The organism is Microbacterium flavum, assembly GCF_018717645.1.
Lineage (GTDB): Bacteria > Actinomycetota > Actinomycetes > Actinomycetales > Microbacteriaceae > Microbacterium > Microbacterium flavum.
Genome location: NZ_JAFLHG010000001.1, coordinates 383,998 through 404,344 on the forward strand (window position 1 = coordinate 383,998; position 20,347 = coordinate 404,344).

Sequence of the window (20,347 nt, forward strand, 5' to 3'; positions counted from 1 at the left end):
ACTTTCCTAGCCGCCGATCGGTAGTTCGCTGCGCGTTCGGGCGCCGAAGAGTGCTGGTTGGCGTCAGGTACGGTTTCCGACTTTCGGCAGGAACGCTTTCGGGTCATCTGCCCACGGTTTTGACAGCACGGCACAGGATTGCAGGTTCATGGGCGTTGGTGCCATGGCGTGGCGTCGCCGTTCCAGGAGCTCAGAGGTCGCAGACGGTGAATGCAAAGCTGCGGAGCGTGCCGATGGAGCCGTCTGCGATTTCGCTGATGTCGGGGAGGTCGTTGTTCTCCTTGAGCGCGTTGAGGGCGTAGACCGTGCCGTCGGGTGCGGTGAAGGTCAGCACCGGGTCCCCCTCGTCGTTCATCACGCAGGCGACTGTGCCGTGATCGACCTTCAGCGTCCACGAGTGCCCGAACTGCTCGGCCGTCACTTCGGCGGGGTTGCTGGTGGCGGTCCGCGTCGGGCCGTCGAGCGGGAAGTCTTCCGGGTGGGTCAGTCCGCACGCGGTCAGGCTCAGCGCGGCGAGCCCCACACCTGCGGCAGCGAGAACATCCCGCGAGAGATGGCGCTTGCGGGGAGACGTGATGGTCATGGTTGTTCCTTCGGTAGAGCGAGCGCCATGTACCCGTCTTCGAGATTGGGCTCGGCGGCAGTGGCGCCCGCGGGCGGGTTGTTGGTGACGATCCGGTATCGCGTGCCGGCGCTGGTGGTCGTGGCGTTGACGACAGTGACGTGTTCTGGCGGCGGTGCGGTGCGGGCAGCGGTGAGCCAGGTTCGGCCCCGCGCGGCTTCGATCAGACCCTCCGTCGAGCCGTCGTATCGCAGCTCGCCATCGCGCAGCACGAACACGTAGGGGCAGGTCTGTGCAACGTCATCGAGGATGTGCGTGGACAGGATCACCGTGCGGTTCTGGCCGAGGCTCGCCAGCAGGGTGCGGAAGCGCATCCGTTCTTCCGGGTCAAGGCCGGCGGTCGGCTCGTCCACGATCAGCAGTTGAGGATCACCCATCAACGCCTGCGCAATCCCGACCCTGCGCCGCATGCCGCCGGAGAATCCACCCACTCGGCGGTTTTGCGCGTCCGCGAGACCGACCCGCACGATGAGCTCACGCGCCTGCTGCTTGCGTGTCTTCGCGCTGTCGATGCCTTTGAGGATTCCCACGTAGTCGAGGAACTCCAAGGGGGTGAGGTTGGGGTACGGGTCGATGTCTTGCGGCAGATATCCGAGCGCCTTCTTCACCGCTCGGCGCACGCCAGCATCGGCGAGGTCGCGGCCGTCGATGAGGACTCGGCCTCGGGTGGGCTGGATGATCCCGCACAGAATCCGCATGAGCGTGGTCTTGCCCGCACCGTTGGAGCCCAGAAGCCCGATCATGCCGCTGGGCAGGTCGAGGGTGACGCCTTCCAGTGCGGCGGGCTTCTTGCGGAAGTCCTTGCCCAGATGGTCGATCGAGATGTACATGGGATTCCTTTCAACGCTTCCGGGAGCGTTCGGCGAGCACCGACCCGGCGACGAGCAGCACGAGGATCACGACGAACTGGAAGATCAGGGAGACGGTTGCGCCCACAGGTGTGCCGTCAAAGCCGAGAGGGCCAGCGGCCGCGTACGTCGGGCTCGTTCCGAAGTAGCCGGGGAGGATGGCATCGCCGATGACGTTGAACACAGTGCCGTTCGGCGTCGGGATCGGAATCATCGGGCTGGAAAACACCAGGGCAAACCACACCACCACCGCGACGATCCGTCCCAACGCGGAAGGCAGAGCCGCGCCGGCGAGTCCGGACAGTGTCATCGCAATCAGCGCCGCAGGCCCGACGACCGTGAGCGTGACCGCGACGGCACCCGGTATTGACCAGGTGCTGCCGTTGATCGTCTGAACGATCCCCATGACGAGCAAGACGACGAACGACGGCAGGGTAACAACGAGGAACGAACCCAGCACCCTCGCCAGTCGCAGCAGCACCGGCGCGATCGGGGCGGAGGCTTCCAGCTCATGCACTCCGAGCTTCGCCGGTGTGGTGAAGAAGTCCGCGAATGCCGCGGCGTAAGCGATACCGGTGAAGATCGCGAGCATCTGCCCGGTGAACGCCAAGTCCTCCACGCCGCCGGTGCCCGGCGCGCTCCGATTGCCGATGGCGATCAGCGCCGCCAGAGCAGTCAAGGGAATCGTCGTGAACCACAACGCCTTCTGCCGGCGTGCCATCCGCGCATGAACGCGGCACAGACCAACAAGTGTCATGCTGCCGCGACCTTCGCAATGTTGGCTTCCGCATCTCCCAGCCGTCGCCACGCGACCAGCAGCATTCCCGCCGCCGCGATCAGCGGGAGGCCCCGCTGCGCAAACAGAGGGAGCACGTAGGGGTCCCAGATCATCGCCAGGAACATCCACGCAGCGACGACAGCGATCGTCGTTGCCGACACGGTTCCCGCGAACGCGGAAGCGGCCACCGCAACCACGGCCACGATCAGCACCGCACCTACCGGGACAACGACGCTGATCCATCCCTCATCCCGCGGCCAGACTCGGACCGCGTGCAGCGGAGCGAACATCACCACCGCGCCGATGACACCCGACACGGCGAGGATCCCGGCACGGACGATCAGGACAAGACGAAACCCGACTGCCGTGGCCTCGTGCAGCTCGATGAGCGGATCACCGGTGACAGCAACGGCCACACAGACTCCGACACAGATCACAAAGATCTGAGCCGCCCAGCTCACCATCGTCATCGCCTGCACCAGAGGCCACGCCGATCCTGCGGCACACCCGGCCAGCGCGATCAGGCCACCGACCAGAACCGGTCCCACGACGATGACCCGCCCGACACGGCGCCATTGCGCCCGGATCACTCCACCCCTCACGCCCGCTCCCTTCTCGGATGTATCGCCCTACTGAGTCAGTAGCGAGATACCCGCGTCGGGTTCACGGGAGGTTTCAGACAGCCGCGACCCCTGCACCGGCGGCGCGACGCGCAGAGCCGATGGCGACGATCACCAGCAGCAGGCCCGCACCGAGCACACCGGCCGGTGTCAGCGTCTCCCACAACACCCCGGACATCGCTCCGAGACCGAACGACACCGAAGTTGCCGGCGGCGTCGCCAGCGGGATTAGCACCACGCCGACCACCACACCCACCCAGGGTGCTACCCAGATCGCAACGAAGACAACGGCTCCGACGATCACCGCCAAGGGCATCGTCCAACTCGCGATCAGCACGGAAAGGTCGCTCGTGTAGCCCCAGACCCATACAAGACCGGAAGCAGCGAGGCCGACCAGCGCATCAATCGCGAGCACGACGAACACCCGGGCCATCACCACCACCTGCGGGCCCAATGGCGTCGCGAGTGACAGCGCATCAGCCTTGGCGGAGGACAGTGCCATGGTGATGGTCACCGCGATGCCGAACAACATCAGCGACGAAAAGCCAGCCACGGCCGCAGGTGCGCTGTGGCTCACCCCGAAAAAGCGTGCCGCAAGCACGGCCATCGTCGCTGTCACCAAAGCGACCGGCACGACCAGCCACGGCACGATCCGCACCTGCGCCCAGGCGAGCGCACCCACCAGCCGCGCGCTGCGCCCTGCCGGCCAGCGGCCGACGGCCAGCGGCGAGGGTGACGCAGCGATCCGCCGCTGCACCATCTCGAAATCGGGCACCCCTGACGTGTACCGAGCCTCCCAATGACCCAGCACCTCTCGGAACGTCTCGTCCTGCCCAGGACCGATGTCACGATCAGACATCCTGCCTCCTCAGTACCTCTTGCAGCACCCGCCGCGCTCTCGAAATACGACTCTTGACGGTTCCGACCGGAACCCCGACGACAGACGCGATGTCGTCATACGGAAGCTCATGCACCCACGCCAGACGCACCACTTCCATCAACTCCGCAGGGAGCGCGTCGAGCGAGTCAAGTAGTGCTCGTGTCGCAGCCGCCGAGACAATCAACTCCGCCGGGTTCGGGTCGTCGGTCGCAAGCTCGTACGCCTCCTCGTCAAGCAGGACCTGTGGGAGCTGCTTCCGTCGCGTATGCACATAGACCTGGCGCTTCGCGATCCCCAACAGCCATGTCAGAACGCGGCTGTCTCCCCGGAACGCGCGCGCTGACCGCCAGCACCCCAGCCACACATCCGCACTCACTTCCTCGGCCACACCACGGTCAGGGGCACGGGCTAGCACGAACCCGAACACGATCGAGCCATACCGCGAATAGAGCGCGGCGAGGGCGCGTTCATCCCCGTCGCCGACCCGAGCGAGCAACTGCTCGTCCGTGTCGGCTTCAGAACTGGACACCACCACCTCACCCTCCATCCCCCTGTTCCCAAGCCGGCCAGATCTGCGAACATGCCCCTCACGAGGTTCGTAGCAGGGAGCCTCGACGAGGTTCACATGCTCCCGTCTTAGCCTCGATTCGGGGTGCGCATGTCGAGCTCGCCGTGGAGGCGCTGGTTGTTCCACCACCACACCCATTCGAGGGTCGCGAGCTCGACCTGCTCGACGGTCCGCCACGGTCCGCGCTGACGGATCAGCTCGGTCTTGTAGAGGTTGTTGACCGCCTCTGCCATCGCGTTATCAAACGAGTCGCCGACGGTCCCCGTGGAGGGGACCGCGCCGAGCTCGACGATCCGCTCCGTGTAGACCATCGCGGTGTAGTTCGACCCGTGGTCAGCGTGATGGATGAGCCCGTCGAGCCGGCCGCCGGCGCCCCAGGCGGCCATGTCGAGCGCCTGCAGCGGCAGGATCTCGGATCGCAGCGTGGCGGCGACGTTCCAGCCGACGATCCGCCTCGAGTAGACGTCGGTGACGAACGCGACGAACGCGAACCCGGACCAGGTGGCGACATACGTCACGTCACACACCCAGAGCCGTCGCGGCGCCGGCGCGGTGAAGCGACGGTTGACCAGGTCGCTCGGCAGCGCCCCGGTCTTGTCGGAGCGCGTGGTGAATACCCGCTTCGACTTGCGGACGCCGCGGACCCCGGCGAGCCGCATGAGGCGTTCGGTCTGGTCGCGGCCGATGTCCCAGCCTTGCCGGCGCATCTCATCTTCGACGGGTTCGCTGACTTGCACCTCGGTGGCGAGCACCGGGTCGGTGGGGGCAAGAGCTGCCGCGAGGAGCAGGGCGCTGGCAGCTCCGAGTCCGAGTCCGACCCACCCGAGGACCGCGACGGCGGCGATGGACAGCGGCATGGTGACTGCCAGGAGCCGCCAAGTGGTGGACCATGTTCGCCAGCGCAACGGCCGGTTAATGGCGAGGCCTGCGCCCATGAGGGAGACCAGGACGCAGATCTCCGTCAGATGCAGGGTGACGTCAGGGTGTTCGCTCGGGTGTGGGTCGGGGAGGTCGGGGATAAGGGCAAACACAATGATCCCCGCGGCGAGAAACACCATGGGGATCGAGATTGGGAGTTTGCCGAGCAGTCGGGGCAGGAGCGCCGCGGCCAGGGTCATCACGCCGATCGCGGCGAACAGGAGGGTGTCGTCGGTGAATTCCAACGCCGCTACGGGAATCACGTGGTGGAGCTCGCGTCAGGCAATGCGAGAGATCTGGACGTTTACAGTCGCATTGTGGCCCTCGGGGATGCGGGAAAGGAGGGCCTCGGCAGCCCGTGCGGCGGCTTCGGGGGCGGGGGTATTGAGGTGGGTGCCGATGCGGGCTGTGAGGGTGTGGGCAGTGCCATCGCTGCGTACATCGACCCGGTTGAAGCGGCTCGGTTTCCCTGTGATCAGTGCGGTAACCAGCTGGGGCGCCTGGGTGAGCGTTGCTGCGAGAGGGTAGATGTCGATGACGCTGTCGATTTCGAGTACTGCGGCGGTGAGGGTGTCGGGGTCCAGTGCGTCAGAGGGGAGGGGGATGTCGATGTCGCTGCTCATGGCATCTCCTGAGTGGGGGTGTCGTCGTGTCCGTGGATGTCTTCGATGGTGACGTCGACCGCGGTGACGTTGAGGTGGGTGTGTTCGGTGAGGGCGTTGTAGATGCGTTGCCGGACATCGTGCGCGGTGGGAGTCATTGGGGTGCCCCAGGCGATGCTGAGTGTGACGTTGATGGTGACGGGTGCGCCGAGTTGTTCGGCATCACCGTCGATCTGGCATTTGCCGATGACGGTGCCGGGGATCTGGTCGGCGACGGAGCGTAGCAGCGCCCGCACGGCACCTTCGGTGATGCTGAGTTGCGCGCGCGGGTCGGGGTGACGCAAAGGGAGGGAACGTCCTGCGCGGACGTCGTTGTGAATGTTGGTCAAGATCGCGTCCAGCCATCCCGACGGGGGTGGGGGCAGGTGGGCGGCGTCGTCGAGGAGGAGATCGCGGGAGAGTTGGGCGACTTGATCGAGGGCGTGGAGGGCGTTGAGGCATTCCGGGCAGGTCTCGATGGTCGGGTCGTAGGGGATCCGGTCCATGGCGAGATAGTCGCTGAGCTGCTCGATGGTCTTCCCGCAGTCCAGTTCGCGGATAGTGCTGTTGTCGGTCACCGCCATCCCTCCATCTGCGCGTGGATGCTCGCGCGGGCTCTGGCTAGTTTGCCTCGAACGGTCGATCGAGGGATGTCGAGTTCTTGGGCGATGTCGTCGTAGCTGAGTTCTCCAACTTCGCGGAGGAGCCAACAGCGTCTCTCTTGGTCGGGGAGGCTGTCCAGGGCCTCAGCTAACGCCGTCAATTGCGCGTTGCGGACGGCGACGGTTTCTGGCTCCATTGTGGAGGGGTATGCCGCGTCCAGGATGGGGAGCGGCTCGGTGGGGGGCCTGTGTCGGAGGTGGGCGAATGCGTGTCTGCTGGCGACGCGCATCAGCCAGGGTTTAACCGCGGCGGGGTCGCGCAGCTCGGGTAGCCGCTGCCAGGCGGTGTAGAACGCTTCCTGGGTGACGTCGTCCGCGTCGATGAGGGATCCCACGATCCGTGCCACGTAGGCCCGGACCAGGGACCCGTGCCGGAGGATGAGGGCTTTGAACGCGTCCGCGTCCCCTGCGATGGCCCGTTCGGCGAGAATCTCGTCGGATACCTCGGCCAGGTCGGGGGAGGGGATGTCGCGCCGTGTACCCATGTCGCAAAATTTCTTTCAACGAATTTGTGACGAATGTGCCCGGAGGCGACTCTTACATTGTAAGCGCGAGAATATCGCTCTTGCGTAGCGGCCGACCAGGTCGGTGCGTACCCCGTCACTACCGTTAGAGGATTCTCATGGCTGAAGACCTGAACCCCACCACCCCGACCACCCCCACTGCCCCCAAGCCGGCCACCGGCTCCCGGGTCGACCGCTCGTTCGCTCCCCGCCCGGCCGGTGACGAGTCTGCCGCCGGAACCACCACGATCGCCGATGGTGTCGTGGCCAAGGTCGCTGGCATCGCTGCTCGTGAGGTTCCTGGCGTGTATGCGCTCGGTGGCGGTGGAGCCCGCGCGCTCGGCGTGATCCGCAACGTCGTGAACGCGGACGACAAGTCCCAGGGTGTCAAGGTCGAGGTCGGCGAGACGCAGGCCGCCGCTGACATCACCATCGTCGTGGAGTACCCGATGCCCGTCCAGGACGTCGCCTCCAACGTGCGCGCCGCCGTTGCCGGGGCGATCAGCTCGCTGGTCGGACTCGAGGTCGTCGAGGTCAACGTCGAGGTCAACGACGTGCACCTGCCCTCGGACGACAAGAACGAGGAAGAGTCGCGCGTCTCATGAGCCCGACCGTGACCGGCGCCCTGCTGGGCGTCATCCTTGCCGTATCGATCCTGCTGTTCGGGTTCTGGGGATTCCTCCTGGTCGCCCTGTTCATGGGGATCGGGGCGCTCGTGGGCCGGGTGGTGTCGGGCAAGCTCGACGTGCGTGGCCTTGTGAGCGCGTTCTCCGGTCGGCGCACCTCGTAATGGTCGCGGCAGGAGCCGGTCACCCCGGCGTAGACCCTCAGCGGGTCCCCGCCGGGGCGGCCCCGGCCGGGCAGTCCTACCCCGGCCGCATCACCGTCAAAGACCGCGTCTTGGTGAAGATCGCCGAAGAGACCACTGCGGCCACCCTGAAGGTGGACCGCGGCGACGTGAACGTGGACGTCGCCGAAGCACGGGGTGGGATGGCCGTGACCATCCGCACCCCTCTCCCGGTCCCCAACCTGGAGGACACCAATGCGATCCGCGCCGGCACTCCGGTCCTGGACCGTGTGGCGCGGGTTCAAGAGCAGCTGCGGGACCGGATCGGACACATCGCCGGACGCGAGGTCACCCGGGTGAATGTCACCATCACCGGCGCCGTCATCGCCGAGCAGAAACGAGTGAGATGAGCACCCCCGCCTTCCGGCGCGTCCTGCGCCGGGAATCCCATTCCCCCCGCACCGTCGCGATGATCATCGCCGTGGTGCTGATGATCCTGGTGCTCGCCTACCTGGGCACCGAGATCGTCCTGTATCTCCTCGCTCAGCCCGCGCTGCTTCTTGGCCCCGCCGCGCAAGCCGGATTCCTTATCGGGCTGCCTACCGAACGCCCCGGGTGGATCATCATCCTCGCCGGTGTCGTTCTGGCGATCATCGGGTTCGTGTTCCTGTTCCTCGCCCTCGCCCCCGGTCGCCTCTCCAAGCACCAGATGCAGTTCGGGGAACGGGCAGTACTGGTGGACAACGGGGTCATCGCCGCTTCGGTGGCACAGCACCTCAGCGAAGAGACCGGACTTTCCAGAGACGACATCACCGTCGGCGTGTCCCACCGCACGGTCGATGTCACCCTCCGCCCCGGCCTGGGCATCCCGCTGGACGAGTCGCCGCTGAAGTCCATCGTGCAAGCCGAGGTGGACAGCTACGAGCTCACCCCATCGCTGAAACCCCGCGTCCGCGTGCAGCGCCCCACACAGAACGAGGATGAGCAATGAACCGCACCAACCGTGCCCTGAACAGGATCGTCCTGTTCATCGTGGGGCTCCTCTTCCTCGCCATCGGCGCCGTGCTGGTCATCATCATTGCCTGGCCTGCTGCGACCGAGTACTGGACCGGGGCGACAGAGGCCGGCCAGTCCTGGCTGGAGGGTGCGGTGGATCAGACGCTGATCGGTGCGACCGCGATCAGTTGGATCGCGATTGCCGCTCTGGTGCTCATCGTGTTCCTGGTGATTCTGCTGATCGTGGCCCTTACTCGCATCGGCGGGGGCCGCACCCACACGGTGCTGCGCTCCACCGGCTCACAGTCCCCCCTGGGACGGGTAACGGTGCAGGAATCGTTCGTGTCCGACGCGCTGAAGCATTCTCTGGATCAGCGGGACGAGATCTTGTTCTCTTCCGTCACTGCCAACGACATCCGCAAGCAGCCGGTGATGCACATCAGCGTCACCCCCAGGCAGAACACCTCACCCCGACAGGTCGTGAAGGACGTGGACCACCTGGTCACCAACCTCGCCACCCTCACCGGAAAAGACACCCCTACCTACATCTCGGTGCACTCCGGGCTGCGCGCGAAACTCGCGCACGACGAGCGCCGCCTCACCTGACCCCGGCGCTGGAAGGAGAAGCACGATGCCCTATCTGCGCATCCTGATCGTCGCAGCCATCGCGTTCGGCGCGTATACCTTTGGCGCCCGCGCCGGACGAGGCCGTTACCGCACCATCAAGAAGAACGCGAAGAAGGCGTGGAACGCTCCCGGTATGCGTTCGGCACGCCGCACAGCCCGCGCCACGAGCAAACGAGGCACCGGAAACTGACTCGCGCTCTCACCAAATAGACAGGCAGGACAAAACATGAGCACGCAGCACGAGAACGACCCCGACTACAACGGCACCGAACGGGCCTCTGACGCGGTCGAATCCACGACCGCAGACATCAGCGAGACCATCTCCGCCGTCGTCAGTGAGGCGCGCGCAACTGTAACGGCCGGTGTCGACAAGGTGCGGGATGCGTACGCGCACAACCCCACCCGCACCATCACCCTCGGCATCCTGGCCTTCGCCGGTGTCCTCGCCCTGATCACAACCCTCACCCGCCGCAACTAACACCACCCACACACAAAGGACACATCATGGGATTCCTCGGCTTCTTACTTCTCGGCCTCATCGCCGGCGCTCTGGCAAAACTCATCCTCCCTGGCAAACAGGGCGGCGGCTGGCTGATCACCCTCCTGCTGGGTGTGGTCGGAGCGCTTCTGGGCGGCTGGCTGGGCGGGCTCATCTTCAACGCCCCGTTGCAGGACTTCTTCTCGCTGCAGACCTGGCTGCTCGCCATCGGCGGATCGATCCTCGTCCTGCTCATCTACGGCCTCATCGTCGGACGCAAATCCAAAGCCTGACCCCACCATCACCTACGGATAGGACGCCACCCATGGCTCGACGCAACACGCTCGTACGCTCGATGCACGACCTTGGACTTGCCGCCTGGTTCGGCGGAACCCTGATGGGCGCGGTGGGGCTGAACGGTGCGACCGCGAAAGCGAAAGACCCCGCCGAACGGCTCCGCCTCTCCTCGCTCGGCTGGGCACGGTGGGCGCCGGTGCAGCTGGCCGCGATCCTTGTGCACGGGACCGGCGGAGCAGGTCTGATCCTGGGAAACAAGAGCAGGCTGGCATCCCAGCCCGAAGCGCAGACCAACACGAAGGTGAAGCTCGCTCTCACCATCGCCGCGGCCGCCGCGACCTTGTATGCCGGGATTCTCGGAACGAAGATCAGCAAGCACGCCGACGAGGGTGGCGAAGGAGTCACCGAACCAACCCCGGACGCCTCGGACGAGCTGGCCGCCGTCCAGCGTCAGCAGCGAATCCTGCAGTGGGTGCTGCCTGCCCTCACCGGGGCGCTCATCATCCTCGGTGCGCAGCAAGGTGAGCAGCAGCGACCCGTCGCCGGGCTCCTGCGACGCCTCACCCACCGCTAACCCAGCTCGGCGTCCCCACCGGCGTAAAGCACATCGAACCGTTCCGTGAGGAGACCGCATGACGGAGACATCCAACGACACGAATCCATCGACAGCGACTGAGGATCACGACGACACAACGGACGATAACGACGCCGCGGCCGCCGCAGGATCCGAGTCGCCTGAAGAGGGTGCTGCGGCGATGGCTGCCGCCGAAGACGCCGTCATCGACAGCGACGAGAAGTGACCACTCGCGCCGCACCCGCGGCGTGAGTTCGCGAGAAGAAGGGAGACCCGCCCATGGGACTCGACGACAAGATCAAGAACGCCGCCCAGGATGCCACCGGTAAGGCCAAGGAGAAGATCGGCAACGCCACTGACAACGACAAGCTCGCTGCCGAGGGTGTCGCCGACCAGGCCGATGCGAAGGTGAAGAAGGGCGTGGAGAACGTCAAGGACGAACTGAAGTAGGCCGTCCTGTGGGAGGAAGGAGATTCCTTCCTCCCACACTCGACCACCCGTTCACCTGTGAAGGAGCAGATCATGACCGAACACGACAATCCACTCGCGGACGAGAACTCTCTCGAGGGACCGGACGTGGAAGTGCCCACCCATGACCCGGAGGGCACCACCAAGCCCGACGGGCTCGGTGCGGATGGCACCATCCCCAACCACCCCGGCGGCGTCGCCGCCGGGCACACCGGCACATCGTCCACCTTCGAACCCGAAGAGGACGAGCACGCTGAATAGCCACGGCTCAGCCGCACTCGGAGGGGTCGGATGCGCATTCAGCACTCGACCCCTCCCGTAACCGTACGAAAGAGAACTCCGATGACGCGTCGCCTGGCGATCGTATGGAACCCGTCCAAGACCGACCAGGGCGCCCTTACCGAAGGTCTTCACGCCGCCCTCATCGACGCCCCAGCCCCTGAAGTGTCTTGGTGGGAGACCAGCGAGGACGACCCTGGCGGGGACGCCACCGGCCGGGCCGTCGCATGGAACCCTGACCTGGTCGTGGTCGCCGGCGGGGACGGCACGGTCCGCGTGGTCGCCGAACACCTCGCCGCGATCAACTCGTCGGTGGAGCTGGGAATCGTGCCGCTGGGCACAGGGAACCTGCTGGCCCGCAACCTCGACATCCCCTTGAACGACATCTCTGCCGCGTTCACCCGCGTCCTCACCGGGCAGGCGCGCCCGGTGGACATCGGGTGGGTGGACCTGGACCTCGCTGCGGGCCATGAGCGGTACGGGTTCGTGGTTATGGTCGGGTTCGGGATCGACGCGAACATGATCGCCGAGACCAACGACGATCTCAAGGACAAAGCCGGCTGGCTGGCCTACGTCGAATCCCTCGGCCGCGCTCTGTCCGCCACCGACATCGTGCCGTTTCACATCACCGCCGATGACCAGCCCGCCCGCGATGAAGAGGCCACACCCTGCTGATAGCGAACTGCGGCACCCTGCAGGGCGGGTTCACCCTGCTGCCGGACGCGGACCCCTCCGACGGGGAACTGGACTACCTGCTGCTCAGCGCGGACGGCATCGCCCAGTGGGCCGGGAACGTTGAAGACGATGCTGTGGGACAACGGTCTGAAGCGCCTGATTGGCAACAGCGACGAGACCACCAGCACCGATACGGTCACCCACGCCCGGGCTCGGAAGCTGGAAGTTACCCTCCCCGAGCCGCGCCCGTGGGTCTGTCCGATAAACGGTGTGTGGGGTCCGGCGGTTTTCATTAGTGGGCGGTGTTCTCGAACCGTCCGGCGAAGGTGATCGCGAACGCGTTCAGCGCGGGCTTCCACCTGATCACCCAGCGTGCCCTGCCTCCGCCGGTCGGGTCAAGCGACCTCGTCACCAGGTAGAGGCATTTCAGCGCAGCGGCCTCGTTGGGGAAGTGTCCACGCGCCCGGACCGCGCGCCGGTATCTGGCGTTGATCGATTCGATCGCGTTGGTCGTGCAGATCACTCGCCGGATCTCGACGTCGTATTCCAGGAACGGTACGAACTCCGCCCAAGACGTCCGCCACAGCTGGATGATCGCCGGGTAACGCTCGCCCCACTCCGCGGCGAACTCCTCGAACCTGTCCTTTGCCGCCTGCTCGGACGGGGCCGTATAGACCGGCTTGAGTGCCTTCACGATGCCGTCACGGTGCTGCCGGCCCGCGTAACGGAAGCTGTTGCGGATCAGGTGGACGATGCACTGCTGCACGATCGTCTGCTCCCAGGTGGTGTTGATCGCCTCCGGCAGTCCCTTGAGCCCGTCGCAGACGGCGATGAGGACGTCCTCGACACCGCGGTTCTTCAGTTCGGTGAACACCTGCAGCCAGAACCTCGCTCCCTCACCACCATCCCCGGCCCAGATCCCGAGGATGTCGCGTTCACCACCCGTGGTGACGCCCATCACGACATAGAACGGGGTATTGCGGACTTGTCCATCGCGGACCTTCACGACGATCGCGTCGACGAAGATCACCGGATACAACGCATCCAATGGTCTGCTCGCCCACTCGGCCAGCTCCCCGGCGACTTTCTCCGTGATCCGGCTGATCGTGTCCTTGGAGACCTTCGCGCCATAGACCTCGTCGAAGTGCGCCGCGATCTCACCGGTCGTCAGCCCTCGCGCGGTCAGGGAGAGAACGATCTGGTCTACGCCGTCGAGGCGGCGCTTGCGCTTGGGGACGATCACCGGCTCGAACGACCCGTCCCGGTCCCGAGGAACCTCGATCTCGACGGGACCGATCTCGGTGAGCACCCTCTTCACCCGGGTCCCGTTGCGCATGTTCTCGCCGATCGGGGCTCCGCCGTGTTCGTGACCAAGATGTTCGGTCAGCTCCGCGTTCAGCGCCGTCTCCAGGACGCTCTTCGTGAGCTGACCGAGCAGGCCACCCGGCCCGGTCAGACTCACGCCCTGCTCCTTCGCTTGCGCGAGTAGACGTTCTGCGAGTTCTTTCTGGTCGATGATCTCCCCGGTCACGGGATCAATCATCTCGTCGTCAACGACGACATCGGTCGTGCTAGTCACGGCCATCTCCTTACGAATCAGGCCGGACCCTCACACACCGTTAATCAGACAGTCCCGCGCCCGTTCGAGATCGACGGTGAGCAGATAGGGGATACACATGCGTTCACCGTGACCGTGCAACCGGCTGCTCTGCACATTCGCTGATCGCCGCCACATCCGAACTCGCGCGCGCATAACAGTTGCAGGCGGGTCGCGACGGGGCTGATCGAGGTGCCCGCGGAGTTCTTTTGCTCGTGCGGGTCGTGTGGACGTGCGCGCTGACGGTGAGTCAGGAGGCAGGTAGCGTGCTCACGTCGATGTGTTCGTGGTGGAGAGATTCGTGGAGATGGTGCTCGGCGGTGTGGACGGCGATAGTAACGGTGACTTTTTCCACGGGAACGATGGCCATGGTGATGACCGGTTGTTCTTCTCGCAGGATCATAACGATCGGCGGTGTCGTGCGCGGCGCCGCGAGATGGGCCGGGGACTTGCCTGGGGCGAGGGGTGTGCGGGTGATCCGCAGCTCCTCACGTCGCACATCGATGGTGAGGGTGCGCTGCTCGGTGACGACCACCTTCTCGATCCGCACCGTTTCCGTCGGATAAGTCTCAACGTGGACGTCCAGATGCTCCTCGTGCCGCACCATCCCCGCAGCACCGTCGGGCGGGGTGGTCATCAGCGGCGACGAGACGGAGTACCGGACGAGCCTCCGCCACGGCGTGAACGGACGAACTTCATCACGAGCGGCAGAAGGATCGGGAGGAAGCGGAGTAGCTTGTGCATGGGGCCTATCGGGTTGGGGTGAGGCTGGCCCGCCGGGTGGCGGGACCAGCCTCAGGTGCCGTGCGGAAGGGGTTAGGCGCGCGGCGGCAGCGGGGGACGCTGCTGCTGGGAGCGGGTCGCGTTCTGGACCTGCTCCTTGGCCTGCTTGGCCTGCTCGGTGATGCTGGGCGCGTTCTTGGCCTCCTGCTGGATCTTCGGGGCCTCTTCCTCAGCCTTGGTCAGCATCGCTTCCCACCGCTGCTGCATCGGCTTGATGAGCCCGCCACCGGCGCCGACGATGATGACACCGGCAATGATTGCGAGGACCGCGATGAGGATCGGGGTGGTGACCGTGGTGGCCACCTCGATCTGGTTGAGTGCGGCGGTGACGCCGAGGAACAGGATGAAGATCGCGACGATGTTGCCCAGGATCTTCCCGTAGGACAATCCACCCAGGGTGTTCTGGATGAGTCCCTTCGCGCCGGCGGCGATCGCCGATGCGATCACGATGATGATGATGGCGACGATGATCTTCGGCAGGAATGCGATGATGCCGGCGAGAAGGTCGCTGACCGGGTTGGGTCCGAAGACGCCGAACGCGAACTGCAGCACGAACAGCACGAGCGTGTAGTAGACGATCTTCGCGACGATGTCGGAGGCGTCGAGCTTGGACTTCGCGAGGGCCTTCTTGATCCCACCACGCTCGACGAGGCGGTCGAACCCGACCTTTTCGAGCAGCTTTTCCAGGCCCTTGGAGATGAGCTTGGCGACGATCAGGCCGACGATGAGGATGAGCAGGAACAGCAGGGCGAGCGGGACGAAGGCGACGACTGCCGCCAAACCGTTCTGTAGTACTTCGAGGAAATTCATGATGATGACTCTCTTTCAGATAGGTGATTGACACACCGAGTGGGCTCGAGGGGTCAGGAGTGAACTGCGGTTTCTACGGCGGGCTCAGCGGTGGTGGAGTCGTGCCGGTCAGGAGCCCGCTCTGAACTGACCGGCACGACAGGGGTGGTCTACTTCGAGGGACGGCTGTCGGTGTCTGGGTCGACCAGCTCGATCTCTTCGTGAGACACATCTTCGGTGACCTGCTGCTGCTCGGTGACCGTCTCCGTACCGAGGCTGACACGCTCGACCGGGACGGTCTCCTTGCTGGTGACGACACGCTCACCCGTGAGGACGACTTCGTGCTCCTCCGAGGTCAGGTCGCCGCCGGCCATCGCGTCGCCGATGTTTGCGTCGGTGATCGGTTCCCGGGTGACGGTGACTTCCTCGTGGCTGACCGGGACGGTCTTGGTGACCTGCTCGGTGACGATGTGCTTGCGCAGCCGGGCGCGTCCGGTTTCCACCTTTTCGGTGCCGACGTGCAGCTGCTCCTCGGAGCGGGTCATCGCGTCATCGGTGGTCGGACCGGACACGTCGTAGCCCTCGGTCGACTCGCGCGACTCTCGGGTTCCGGCGCCGGGGTCAGCATCCTGGTCGTACAGGGGCGCGTCCGAGGTGGTGGTGGGGGCGCTGTTGCCGTAGTAGGCGTACAGGGCGTCTTCTTCTTCGTGGCTGATGTTGCCGTCGCTGGAGATCCGCGGGGCGTCCTTGACCTTGTCCTTCGTGTACGAGACACGGACGTCGTTGCCGTCGAAGGACGCGTCATCCAGCGGGGCGAAGGTTTCGGAGGTGCCGAACAGGCCGGTCTTGATGGTGACCCAGGTGGGGGTCTGCGCCTCGGAGTCGACGTAAACCTGACCGACGGAGCCGATCTTGTGGTCATCGGAGCCGTACACGTCGGCGCCGATCAGGTCGTTGAGGTTGGTGGTGTCAATCATGGTTTGGTTCTCTCTTTCCCCCGGGACGGGCGCCCGGGACATCAGTGATGGATGGAGACGAGGGTGTTAGCGGCCGAGGCCGGCTTTGTCGACGCGGCGGTGGTATCGCATCCCGGCGAGGCCGCCCAGGATGGCGCCGGCGAGGGCGACGAGGGCGGCGACAACAGCGGTGATGATGCTCCCGGCCGTCAGGTCGCCCTCGTTGATCGGGATGCGGGGGAAGCTGTTCAGGTTCCCCAGGATGTTGAACTGGGCGCCCGCGATCCCGGTGACGATCGCGAGGACCACGGCGATGATGATCGCCCACAGCCATACCGCGACACCCTGCTTGACCCCGTCGAAGCGTGCCATCCGCCCAGCGACGTACCCGCCGCAAAAGTACGCGACCAGCAGGATCAGGGCCAGGACGATGGATCCGATGATGCCAACCGTGGCGGCGTTGTCCGCGGCGGCATCGGCTGCCTGGTTCGGGTCGACCTGGTTTCCCAGACCGATCGCGGTGCCGGTCGCCGCGAGCAGTGCGGTCAGGATCACCGCGGTCCCGGTGGCGGTCAGCCAGCCGAAGAACGCGGAACCGAACTTCATGCCCCCGAACTGCTCCTTCTCCCGCTGCAGAACTTGCTCTCGGGTGGTGTCACCACCGGCGACGGTGTGCGCGGCAATGCCAGCCGCGCTGGAAGACGTGTTCGGTTCGGGGCGGTCATAGGGGTTGGGTGTGCGACTATCCGGCATCAGGTCTCCTCGTTAGGGTGTGCCCATCGGATGTGCAGGGCAGTGGCGGCGGAGCTTCGTGGGTATCAGAGTCGCCGTAGGTACTGGTGGGGCTTGCTTTTCGGGCGTTTACGCCGTAAGCCTGGCCTGAGCATACACCGTAAGTCGCTGTGTTTCGGTAATGCTGGTGTGCAGGGTCTGTTTCCGGGGGGAGTATTGACATGGAGGTACGCGCGTGAGTAAGGAAACCGCAGGATCGTCATCCCCCCGGCTGAGCCGCGATTTGATCGTGAAAAGCGCGCTGGAGCTGATCGACCGATCCGGCGCGCAGGGACTGTCGATGCGCGCACTGGGGCAACAGCTCGATGTGGAAGCGATGTCGCTGTACCGGTACGTGCACGGCAAGGAGGATCTCCTGGAGGGTGTGGTGGCGTTGCTGATGAGCGACCTCACCATGGCTCTCAAGAAGGAGAAAGGGGAGCACTGGCAGGCGTTCCTGCAGCTCGTCGCCCATGAGGTCCGCAAGATCGCCAGCGACCACCCACTCGCCTTCCCTCTGGTCGCTACCCGCCATCCCGCGGCGCCGTGGCTGCGCCCGCCGCTGCGCAGCATCGAGGTCGTCAACACATTCCTCAGCGCGTTGATCGAGGAAGGATTCACCGACGCACAGGCCGTCGGCGCCTACCGATCCTTCAGCAGCTTCCTCCTAGGACAACTCCTCCTGGAGTCCTCAGTCCGCGGAGCCCAAACCGGACCGGTCGAAGAACCGCTCGATGAGGGAGATGCGAGCCTCCCGCACCGCGACGGCAACCTGTCTCTCGACGAGGCTCCCGAGGTGAAGCGGCTCCGTTCCCTCCTGAGCGAGGACCGCAGCGAAGAAGAATTCGAAGTGTCCCTCGAGGTGCTCCTGGACCGACTCGACCGGGAGCTCTCCCAATAATCGCACTCGCAGCGCGCGCTCGGTCGTCCATACGCGAGGTCTTTGCACGGGACGGTTGCTGAGGCCGATGATGTATTGACCGAGCAATGAGGCGACGGTCACCGTGTGATCCTTCGAGAGAACTCTTCGCATCCGTCTCGAAAGCAACCCGACGATGACCGTCGCACCCACGGTATCGACCCTGACCGTTTCCTCGAAGACCACCTCGCGCAGGCGTCTCCGGACTTGCTGCGGGAGATGCTCGGCACGTTCATCAACCAGCTGCTCTCCGCCGACGCGGACCAGGTCTGCGGCGCCGCGTACGGCACCATCAGCGATGACCGGATGAACCGTCGCAACGGTTACCGGCACCGCGACTTCGACACCCGGGCCGGCACCATCGACGTGAAGATCCCCAAGCTGCGGCAGGGGACCTACTTCCCGGAGTGGCTGCTGGAACGACGCCGACGGGCGGAGGCCGCACTGACCACCGTCGTCGCGACCAGCTACCTCTTTCGAATGGACGCGAAGAGTCCAGTTCGGGTGCTACAGCCTCAAACCGTTGACAGCCCCTCAGCCTGCTGTCACCCTGCTTGTATCGTCTGCGGAGGAGATGCGCGTGTTCAATCTTGACTCCAGGAACCGTGACCAGGTTGCTTCCCACCAGGTAATCGAGGCGGATCTCGGCATCGGAGGCAAACGCCTCGTGATTGCGTCAGGAATCGCAGTGCCGCATTGGCGGCTGGACAGCGATGAGCCCCATCGACGCGAAGCACGAGTAAATCTGCACATCTCGGCGGACCGGCTCCTTCAGGCAACGGTGCACCTAGGGCGTGTCTGACAATGCTTTAGCCCACGCGATCACGGCGTTGAGGACGACCGCGGCGCGGTAGACGATGGCGTGCTTGTCATAGCGGGTGGCGAGACCGCGCCACTGCTTGATGTGGCAGTATCGGCGCTCAATCACATTGCGGTTCTTGTAGTCGGCGGTGTCGAGTGCGACCGGTCTGCCGCCGCGTGCTCCGCGACGTTTGCGATGGCCCTTCTGGTCGTCGGGTTCCGGGATGACCGCCTTGATCCCGCGGGAACGGAGGTGATCGCGGATCGCTCGGGACGAGTACGCCCTGTCGCCTCGCACCGCATCCGGGCGGGTTCGCGGTCGACCTCTGTCGCGGCCGACGCGCAGTTGCGCCATGAGCGGCAGGAACATCGGCGAGTCGCCTGCTTGGCCTGCGGTTAGGAGAGTCACCAGCGGCAGCCCGTTGCCGTCGACGAGCTGATGGATCTTCGTCGACAGGCCGCCGCGCGAGCGGCCTATGCCGTGATCAGGCGGCTCTTCCCGCAGATTCTTGTAGTTCGATCCAGCCCCCTGTGAGCCGGGTCGTGTTCGTCGCGTGCTGATGCGCGCGAGCGATCGTGGAATCCACCGACAGTGACCAATCGATCAACCCCGCCGCGTCTGCGGCGGCGGTGAGCTTGTCTAGCGCCCTGTCCCAGGTTCCGTTCGATGCCATCCGGTGATGCCATGTCCACGCTGTTTGCCACGGCCCGAACACCTCCGGCAGGTCGCGCCACGCGATCCCGGTCCGGTACCGATACACAATCGCCTCGACCATCGTCCGAGCGTCGGAGAACTTTCGACCCGGCCTGCCCGTCGGGCGCGGCAGCATCCCCTCGATCGACGACCACTGAGCATCTGACAACACTTGAAACCGCGACACAACTCCACGATTCCAACCGCCCACACAAGCCGGTGTCAGACACGCCCTAACGGAGCCTCGCGCACGAATCGACGTTGCCAGGGTGTCTCAACCGCGTTGCGGCGATAGACAGCGCGGACCCACGCTACGGCTTGTTCGGCCGGTACGCCGTCGTAGCGGGCAAGGACGGCGAGAGCTGTCCCCGTTCTTCCCGTGCCACCGCCGCACGCTACCTCGACTCTCTCGGTGAGCGATCGATCGTAGGTCTCCCAAAGCGCCGCCATCGCGTCGAGCGGCGCTCTGGGTAGACGAAAATCTGGCCATGCGATCCAGCGCGACGGCCAGCTCTCCTGGTGCAGACGCGACGTGAGGTAGAGCCCAAAATCGGGTCGGTCACCGTCAGCGACTGGTCCATCTCTCAGCCCACGTCCACGCACGAGACGACCACTTGGCAGCGTCACCACGCCGGTTCGCTCAGCCGCCCACGATTCCATCCTCTAATCGTGTCACCAACCTTTGTCAGACACGCCCTGATATGGGCGTGGGTTTGTCAAGTGTGCAGGGGTGAGCGGACGCCGTGCCCGTCGGCTTCGGCGTCCGCTCGTTCCGGTCGTGTCCGGTGGTGGCGCGCGTGTCGTGTTCGACGCGTT

General features: G+C 65.3%; 31 protein-coding genes and 1 pseudogene. 15 read left to right on the plus strand and 17 right to left on the minus strand.

What is annotated here, in order from left to right; translation table 11 throughout:
* Positions 1-190: 190 nt before the first annotated feature.
* The 10 genes from J0P97_RS01865 to J0P97_RS01910 all read right to left on the minus strand — a co-directional run bounded on the left by J0P97_RS01865 (position 191) and on the right by J0P97_RS01910 (position 7,022).
* Positions 191-583 carry a hypothetical protein gene (locus tag J0P97_RS01865; protein ID WP_215486059.1) on the minus strand — a complete coding sequence of 131 codons (393 nt, stop codon included), beginning with the start codon at positions 581-583 and terminating at the stop codon, positions 191-193.
* The gene (locus tag J0P97_RS01870) at positions 580-1,452 is read right to left on the minus strand and encodes an ABC transporter ATP-binding protein (RefSeq protein ID WP_215486060.1); all 873 of its coding nucleotides are present in this window, start codon (positions 1,450-1,452) and stop codon (positions 580-582) included. The genes J0P97_RS01865 and J0P97_RS01870 overlap by 4 nt, the downstream gene beginning before the upstream one ends.
* A 10-nt stretch (positions 1,453-1,462) precedes the next feature.
* Positions 1,463-2,191, minus strand: coding sequence for a hypothetical protein (locus J0P97_RS01875; protein WP_215486061.1), 729 nt, complete (start codon positions 2,189-2,191; stop codon positions 1,463-1,465).
* Positions 2,192-2,223: 32 nt separating this feature from the next.
* On the minus strand, positions 2,224-2,838 hold the full coding sequence (locus J0P97_RS01880; RefSeq protein ID WP_215486062.1) for a hypothetical protein: 615 nt from the start codon (positions 2,836-2,838) through the stop codon (positions 2,224-2,226).
* Between the two features lie 85 nt (positions 2,839-2,923).
* The gene (locus tag J0P97_RS01885) at positions 2,924-3,643 is read right to left on the minus strand and encodes a hypothetical protein (protein WP_215486063.1); all 720 of its coding nucleotides are present in this window, start codon (positions 3,641-3,643) and stop codon (positions 2,924-2,926) included.
* Positions 3,644-3,719: 76 nt separating this feature from the next.
* Positions 3,720-4,373 carry an RNA polymerase sigma factor gene (locus tag J0P97_RS01890; protein ID WP_215486064.1) on the minus strand — a complete coding sequence of 218 codons (654 nt, stop codon included), beginning with the start codon at positions 4,371-4,373 and terminating at the stop codon, positions 3,720-3,722.
* 11 nt (positions 4,374-4,384) lie between these two features.
* Positions 4,385-5,479 carry an IS3 family transposase gene (locus J0P97_RS01895; protein WP_215486065.1) on the minus strand — a complete coding sequence of 365 codons (1,095 nt, stop codon included), beginning with the start codon at positions 5,477-5,479 and terminating at the stop codon, positions 4,385-4,387.
* A gap of 33 nt (positions 5,480-5,512) precedes the next feature.
* Positions 5,513-5,857, minus strand: coding sequence for a hypothetical protein (locus tag J0P97_RS01900; RefSeq protein WP_215486066.1), 345 nt, complete (start codon positions 5,855-5,857; stop codon positions 5,513-5,515).
* Positions 5,854-6,459: an Asp23/Gls24 family envelope stress response protein gene (locus J0P97_RS01905; RefSeq protein ID WP_215486067.1), complete on the minus strand. Its 606-nt coding sequence runs from the start codon at positions 6,457-6,459 to the stop codon at positions 5,854-5,856. The genes J0P97_RS01900 and J0P97_RS01905 overlap by 4 nt, the downstream gene beginning before the upstream one ends.
* A complete protein-coding gene (locus J0P97_RS01910; RefSeq protein ID WP_215486068.1) occupies positions 6,450-7,022 on the minus strand; it encodes an RNA polymerase sigma factor in 573 nt (190 codons plus the stop codon). Before J0P97_RS01910 ends, J0P97_RS01905 begins: the two co-directional genes overlap by 10 nt.
* A gap of 137 nt (positions 7,023-7,159) precedes the next feature.
* Here J0P97_RS01910 and J0P97_RS01915 point away from each other — a divergent pair, with 137 nt between their 5' ends.
* From J0P97_RS01915 to J0P97_RS15450, 13 genes are all read left to right on the plus strand, one after another.
* Positions 7,160-7,645, plus strand: a complete 486-nt coding sequence (locus tag J0P97_RS01915; protein ID WP_215486069.1) for an Asp23/Gls24 family envelope stress response protein — start codon at positions 7,160-7,162, stop codon at positions 7,643-7,645.
* Entirely contained in the window at positions 7,642-7,830 is a 189-nt protein-coding gene (locus tag J0P97_RS01920) for a DUF2273 domain-containing protein (RefSeq protein WP_215486070.1), read from the plus strand. Before J0P97_RS01915 ends, J0P97_RS01920 begins: the two co-directional genes overlap by 4 nt.
* Positions 7,830-8,237: a hypothetical protein gene (locus tag J0P97_RS01925; RefSeq protein ID WP_215486071.1), complete on the plus strand. Its 408-nt coding sequence runs from the start codon at positions 7,830-7,832 to the stop codon at positions 8,235-8,237. The genes J0P97_RS01920 and J0P97_RS01925 overlap by 1 nt, the downstream gene beginning before the upstream one ends.
* Positions 8,238-8,296: 59 nt before the next feature.
* A complete protein-coding gene (locus J0P97_RS01930) occupies positions 8,297-8,818 on the plus strand; it encodes an Asp23/Gls24 family envelope stress response protein (protein ID WP_246539403.1) in 522 nt (173 codons plus the stop codon).
* Complete coding sequence (locus tag J0P97_RS01935; RefSeq protein WP_215486073.1) at positions 8,815-9,429, plus strand: Asp23/Gls24 family envelope stress response protein; 615 nt, start codon at positions 8,815-8,817, stop codon at positions 9,427-9,429. The genes J0P97_RS01930 and J0P97_RS01935 overlap by 4 nt, the downstream gene beginning before the upstream one ends.
* 25 nt (positions 9,430-9,454) lie before the next feature.
* The gene (locus J0P97_RS01940) at positions 9,455-9,640 is read left to right on the plus strand and encodes a hypothetical protein (protein ID WP_215486074.1); all 186 of its coding nucleotides are present in this window, start codon (positions 9,455-9,457) and stop codon (positions 9,638-9,640) included.
* A 36-nt stretch (positions 9,641-9,676) separates the two neighbouring features.
* Entirely contained in the window at positions 9,677-9,928 is a 252-nt protein-coding gene (locus tag J0P97_RS01945) for a hypothetical protein (RefSeq protein WP_215486075.1), read from the plus strand.
* A 26-nt stretch (positions 9,929-9,954) separates the two neighbouring features.
* The gene (locus J0P97_RS01950) at positions 9,955-10,221 is read left to right on the plus strand and encodes a GlsB/YeaQ/YmgE family stress response membrane protein (protein WP_215486076.1); all 267 of its coding nucleotides are present in this window, start codon (positions 9,955-9,957) and stop codon (positions 10,219-10,221) included.
* Between the two features lie 32 nt (positions 10,222-10,253).
* The gene (locus J0P97_RS01955; RefSeq protein ID WP_215486077.1) at positions 10,254-10,799 is read left to right on the plus strand and encodes a hypothetical protein; all 546 of its coding nucleotides are present in this window, start codon (positions 10,254-10,256) and stop codon (positions 10,797-10,799) included.
* 58 nt (positions 10,800-10,857) lie between these two features.
* Positions 10,858-11,025 carry a hypothetical protein gene (locus J0P97_RS15445; protein WP_246539405.1) on the plus strand — a complete coding sequence of 56 codons (168 nt, stop codon included), beginning with the start codon at positions 10,858-10,860 and terminating at the stop codon, positions 11,023-11,025.
* Positions 11,026-11,078: 53 nt separating this feature from the next.
* Positions 11,079-11,249: a CsbD family protein gene (locus tag J0P97_RS01965; RefSeq protein ID WP_215486078.1), complete on the plus strand. Its 171-nt coding sequence runs from the start codon at positions 11,079-11,081 to the stop codon at positions 11,247-11,249.
* A 72-nt stretch (positions 11,250-11,321) separates the two neighbouring features.
* A complete protein-coding gene (locus J0P97_RS01970) occupies positions 11,322-11,528 on the plus strand; it encodes a hypothetical protein (protein ID WP_215486079.1) in 207 nt (68 codons plus the stop codon).
* 81 nt (positions 11,529-11,609) lie between these two features.
* Positions 11,610-12,221: a diacylglycerol/lipid kinase family protein gene (locus J0P97_RS15450; RefSeq protein WP_246539407.1), complete on the plus strand. Its 612-nt coding sequence runs from the start codon at positions 11,610-11,612 to the stop codon at positions 12,219-12,221.
* Between the two features lie 292 nt (positions 12,222-12,513).
* On the opposite strand, the gene J0P97_RS01980 is transcribed toward J0P97_RS15450, so the two are convergent.
* The 5 genes from J0P97_RS01980 to J0P97_RS02000 all read right to left on the minus strand — a co-directional run bounded on the left by J0P97_RS01980 (position 12,514) and on the right by J0P97_RS02000 (position 16,952).
* Positions 12,514-13,764, minus strand: a complete 1,251-nt coding sequence (locus J0P97_RS01980) for an IS256 family transposase (RefSeq protein WP_246539596.1) — start codon at positions 13,762-13,764, stop codon at positions 12,514-12,516.
* Positions 13,765-14,068: 304 nt separating this feature from the next.
* Complete coding sequence (locus J0P97_RS01985; protein ID WP_215486081.1) at positions 14,069-14,455, minus strand: YsnF/AvaK domain-containing protein; 387 nt, start codon at positions 14,453-14,455, stop codon at positions 14,069-14,071.
* A gap of 179 nt (positions 14,456-14,634) precedes the next feature.
* Positions 14,635-15,411 carry a mechanosensitive ion channel family protein gene (locus J0P97_RS01990; protein ID WP_215486082.1) on the minus strand — a complete coding sequence of 259 codons (777 nt, stop codon included), beginning with the start codon at positions 15,409-15,411 and terminating at the stop codon, positions 14,635-14,637.
* Positions 15,412-15,560: 149 nt separating this feature from the next.
* Positions 15,561-16,367 carry a DUF2382 domain-containing protein gene (locus J0P97_RS01995; protein ID WP_215486083.1) on the minus strand — a complete coding sequence of 269 codons (807 nt, stop codon included), beginning with the start codon at positions 16,365-16,367 and terminating at the stop codon, positions 15,561-15,563.
* 66 nt (positions 16,368-16,433) lie between these two features.
* Positions 16,434-16,952: a hypothetical protein gene (locus tag J0P97_RS02000; RefSeq protein ID WP_372449665.1), complete on the minus strand. Its 519-nt coding sequence runs from the start codon at positions 16,950-16,952 to the stop codon at positions 16,434-16,436.
* A gap of 361 nt (positions 16,953-17,313) precedes the next feature.
* On the opposite strand from J0P97_RS02000, the gene J0P97_RS02005 reads away from it, so the two are divergent.
* Positions 17,314-18,018, plus strand: coding sequence for a TetR/AcrR family transcriptional regulator C-terminal domain-containing protein (locus J0P97_RS02005; RefSeq protein ID WP_215486084.1), 705 nt, complete (start codon positions 17,314-17,316; stop codon positions 18,016-18,018).
* Between the two features lie 174 nt (positions 18,019-18,192).
* Positions 18,193-18,510, plus strand: a pseudogene (locus J0P97_RS02010) (transposase); the annotation flags it as partial.
* Between the two features lie 313 nt (positions 18,511-18,823).
* On the opposite strand, the gene J0P97_RS02015 reads toward J0P97_RS02010, so the two are convergent.
* Positions 18,824-19,718, minus strand: a protein-coding gene (locus J0P97_RS02015) for an IS5 family transposase (RefSeq protein ID WP_215486085.1) whose coding sequence is annotated in 2 segments (ribosomal slippage) — positions 18,824-19,366 and positions 19,368-19,718 — 894 coding nt in all. Because the reading frame shifts where the segments join, the coding sequence is not laid out codon by codon here.
* 35 nt (positions 19,719-19,753) lie between these two features.
* Positions 19,754-20,191 (minus strand): protein-tyrosine phosphatase family protein, encoded by a 438-nt coding sequence (locus tag J0P97_RS15985; protein ID WP_344184379.1) that lies wholly within the window; start codon positions 20,189-20,191, stop codon positions 19,754-19,756.
* Between the last annotated feature and the right edge of the window lie 156 nt (positions 20,192-20,347).